Here is a 4,183-nt window from a genome sequence, read left to right on the forward strand (position 1 = left end):
GGAGGGCGGTCGAGCTGCGGGCCTCGGCGGGGACGGGCTCCAGCGAGTGGGCGGGCGGCGGCCTCGGCGTAGCCGGGGTCGGCGAGCCTGCCCTCGAAGAGGTCGGCGAGCAGGGACATCGACGCGTCGGGGCGGCGCCACCGTCCCGGTGGGCCGCCCTGGTCCCGCTCGTCCCGCTCGCTCACGGCCCCATCATGGCAAGGACCGCCAAATCGGGGACACGCCCAGCTGCGGGAACGGGCGCCCGCCGGGTCCGGTCAGGGGGACGCGACCGCCGCGCGGGACCGTTCGAGCCCGATCACGACGGCCATGCTCGCGAGCACCGACCCCATTACGTGCCCGCGCGCTGGACGTCCTGGCCGACCTCGCCCGGCGTGGGCCGGGCGGCTCGGAGGCGCCCGGTCGCCGGAAACGGGCTAGGTTCCGGCGCGTTCGACGACCCCGGCCCACTCCTCCAGCAGCTCCTGGGCGGCGTCGGCGTCGGGGCCCTCGGCCCACAGGTGCGTGACCGCCTCGGACGGGTCGGGCAGCACCAGCACCCAGCGGCCGTCGGCCTCCACCACCCGGACGCCGTCGGTGGTGTCGATCGTGCGGCCGCCCGCGGCCTCCACGACCGTCCGCATCACGCTGCCCTTGGCCGCCCACGGCGTCGGCACCGAACGGCGCTGCAGGTGCGCCTCGGGGATGCGGCGGTCGATCTGGGACAGCGTGAGCCGGGTCCGCGCGACCAGCCCGACGAGCCGGACGAACGCCGCGATCCCGTCCACGGTCGTGGAGAACTCCGGCATCAGGAACCCGCCCCGGCCGTCCGCGGCGAACACCACGTCGGGCTCGGCGGCGGCGCGGGTCAGCACGTCCTGCGAGGTGGACACCCACTGCACCTGGACGCCGTGGAACCGGCAGACCTGCTCGGCGACGCGGGTGGTGGTGACCGGCAGCGCGACCCGGCCGGTGCGGCGCTCGGCGGCGACCAGGTCCAGCATCACCAGCAGCGCCCGCTCGTCGCTGATCAGCTCGCCGTTCTCGTCCACCAGCGAGATCCGCTCGCCGAGGGGGTCGAAGCGGACCCCGAACGCGGCCCGCGACGAGGACACCAGCTCGCCGAGGCGCTGCAGGTCGCGCATCCGCTCGGCGAGCGTCTCGGTCGGGTTCGCCTCGTCGAGCTTGGCGTTGCGGGTCAGCACGTCCACGCCGACCTTGCCGAGCAGCGTCGGCAGCGCCAGCGACGCGGTGCCGCCCGCGCAGTCCAGCACGAGCTTGAGCCCGGCCTCGCGGACGCCCGTCATGTCCACGCGGCGCAGCAGGTCGCGGGTGTAGGTCTCCACGGCCCGGGCCGGGTAGGTCAGCTCGGCGATCTCGCCGGGGAACGCGCGGCGGAACTCCTGGCGGCCGTAGACCCGCTCCAGCTTGCGCTGCGCGGCCTGCGACAGGTCGGCGCCGTCCTCGTCCAGGAACAGGATGTCCACGCCCTGCGGGTCGCCCGCCGTGGTGTGGATGTAGATGCCGCCGCAGCAGTCCTCGCGGGCGGTCTCGAACCGCGCCATCGGCAGCGCGCACGCCTCCAGGTCCTGGACGTCGATCGCGGAGGCGGTGAGCGCGCTGATGACCGCGCGCTTGAGGGTGCGGGCGGCGCGCGAGGCGTCCCGGCCGGTGACGACCGTGGTGCCCTTCTTCAGGGTCGTCGCGTACGCGCTGGCCAGCCGGACCGCCAGCTCCGGGGTGATCTCGACGTTGATCAGCCCGGACACGCCGCGCGGGCCGAACAGGTTGCGCTGGCCCCGCGACTCCCAGATCACGCTGGTGTTGACGACCGCGCCGGCCTCGACGGTCTTGAACGGGTAGACCTTGACGCCGCTGGACAGGTACGCCTCGGCCTCGATGACGCACTCGTCCCCGACGACCGCGCCCTCCTCGACCCGCGCGCCCGCCATGACGTCGGTGTTCTTGCCGATCACGCAGCCGCGCAGGTTCGCCGACGGCCCGACGAACACGTTGTCGTGGACGACGGCCCGGTGCAGGAACGCGCCCTCCTTCACCACCACGTTGCTGCCGAGCACGGTGAACTCGCGCAGCTCGACGCCCGCCTCGACCTTGGCGTAGTCGCCGATGTAGAGCGGACCCTTCAGGACGGCCTCGGCGTCCACCTCCGCGCCCTCGGCGACGAACACACCCGGCGACACCTCGAACCCGTCCACGGGCAGGTCGACCAGGCCCGACAGCATGTCGGCCTGCGCCTTGAGGTAGCTCTCGTGGGTGCCGACGTCCTCCCAGTAGCAGTCGGCCACGTACCCGTACAGCGGCGCGCCCTCGGCGAGCAGCCGGGGGAACACGTCCCCGGACCAGTCGACCGGTTCGCCGGCGGCGACTTGGTCGAGCACCTCCGGCTCCATGACGTAGATGCCGGTGTTGACGGTGTCGGAGAACACCTGGCCCCAGGTCGGCTTCTCCAGGAAGCGCTGGATGCGGCCGCGCTCGTCCACGATGATGATCCCGAACTCCAGCGGGTTCGGGACGCGCTTGAGGCCGATCGTGACCAGCGCGCCGTTCTCCCGGTGGAAGCGCACCATGTCGGTGAGGTCGATGTCGGTGAGCGCGTCACCGGAGATCACCAGGAACCGGTCGTCGCGCAGCGCCTCCTCGGCGTTCTTCACGCTGCCCGCGGTGCCGAGCGGCACCTCCTCGGTGGCGTAGCTCAGCCTCATGCCGAGCTCCTCGCCGTCCCCGAAGTAGTTGCGGATCAGCGCGGCGAGGAACTGGACCGTGACCACGGTCTCGTCGAAGCCGTGCCGCTTCAGCAGGCGCAGCACGTGCTCCATGATCGGCCGGTTGACCAGCGGGAGCAGGGGCTTGGGCTGGTTGGCGGTCATCGGACGCAGCCGCGTCCCCTCGCCGCCCGCCATCACAACGGCCTTCATCCGGTCTCCTCAGGGGTAGAACCGACGGCATCCGGGGGTGGATGTCAACGTGGGGTCTCCGCTCCCTTCTGGTCGCCGGCCGCGCCGCGGCCCGGGGCGGAGAACGGAGCCGCCGCCGGCGGGTCGCCGCGTCCGGGACCGTCCTCGGCGCGGTCCTCGTCGGGGGTCTCGTCGCGGGTCTGGTCGGGCGCCTTCTCCTGGTCCGGCGCATGGTCTCGGTCGGGGGCCGGGACGTCCGTCCCGGCGCGGGCGGCGCGGGCGAGCTGCAGGGTCTGCGCCCAGTACAGGACGGCCGACCACCAGTAGAGGCCGACGCCCCAGATCGCGAACGCCCAGCCGCCGACCCGGGCGGACGTGGCCCACCAGCCGTGGTGGTCGCCGACCAGCAGCAGCGGGAAGGCGTACAGCAGGCACATGGTGCCCGCCTTGCCGATGAAGTGCACCGGGAGGGTGCCCGAGTAGCCGAGCCGCCGCATGACCGGGACGATCGGGGTGAGGGCCGCCTCCCGGGCGACCAGCGCCAGCAGCAGCCACAGCGGGATCACCTCGCGGGCGGTCAGCCCGACGAGCGTGGCGAAGATGTACAGCCGGTCGGCGGCCGGGTCGAGGACCGTGCCGAGCCTGCTGGTCTGGTTCAGGGCGCGCGCCAGCTTGCCGTCCAGCCAGTCCGACAGCCCCGCGAACACCAGCACGCCGAGCGCCCACCAGTCCTGGCCGGCCAGGACCAGCCACAGGAACAGGGGGACGCCGAGCAGCCGCGCGAAGCTCAGCAGGTTGGGCACCGTCCAGATCCGATCGGTCACCGGTTCCGACCCCGTTCCGGTCTCAGCATCCACCGCCGTGCTCGCCTCCCTGTCCCTTGATCCTGACCCTATCGGTAAGGATGCGAAAGCCCCTGGGGGCGTCCGGACACCGGATGCGCGGGCGGGCGGGGTCTAGGCGCGGGCCGGCCGGGGCGGGTTCGTGGCGCTGCCGCCGGGCGGCCCGGCGCACGTACGCCGGGCCGCCCGGCGGAGCTCGGTGTGGTCAGCATCACCCGGCCCGCGCTGGAGGGAGCGGGGTTGGAGGGCCTCGGCGCGCCGGTGACGCCACTGTGGCGGGCTCCGCTCTTTTGTGGCCATCCGGCCTGCGGTGTCGGTTACCTGTAGTTTCGTGGGCCATGAGGTTGGGCGGCCACGGGGTTCGTGGGCCGTCGGCGCGGCGGAGGGCGGTGGGGCGTGCGGCTCGAGCTACGCCATCTGCGGACGCTGTGCGCGATCGCCGACGCA

3 protein-coding genes are annotated in these 4,183 nt (G+C 73.3%); all 3 read right to left on the reverse strand.

Annotation, left to right across the window (positions count from 1 at the left end; genetic code table 11):
- On the reverse strand, positions 1–185 hold a 185-nt coding region (locus AB0J52_RS30025), incomplete at its 3' end, for a hypothetical protein (RefSeq protein ID WP_500186007.1).
- Between the two features lie 231 nt (positions 186–416).
- Complete coding sequence (locus AB0J52_RS30030) at positions 417–2,915, reverse strand: sugar phosphate nucleotidyltransferase (RefSeq protein ID WP_500186008.1); 2,499 nt, start codon at positions 2,913–2,915, stop codon at positions 417–419.
- Between the two features lie 44 nt (positions 2,916–2,959).
- Positions 2,960–3,718 carry a cardiolipin synthase ClsA gene (gene clsA / locus AB0J52_RS30035; protein WP_500186010.1) on the reverse strand — a complete coding sequence of 253 codons (759 nt, stop codon included), beginning with the start codon at positions 3,716–3,718 and terminating at the stop codon, positions 2,960–2,962.
- Between the last annotated feature and the right edge of the window lie 465 nt (positions 3,719–4,183).

This window comes from Spirillospora sp. NPDC049652 (assembly GCF_040675125.1).
Classification (GTDB): domain Bacteria; phylum Actinomycetota; class Actinomycetes; order Streptosporangiales; family Streptosporangiaceae; genus Spirillospora.

Coding starts and splice junctions, on each gene's coding strand:
- AB0J52_RS30030 (WP_500186008.1), bottom strand. CDS start 2,915: ATGAAGGCCGTTGTGATGGCGGGCGGCGAGGGGACGCGGCTGCGTCCG.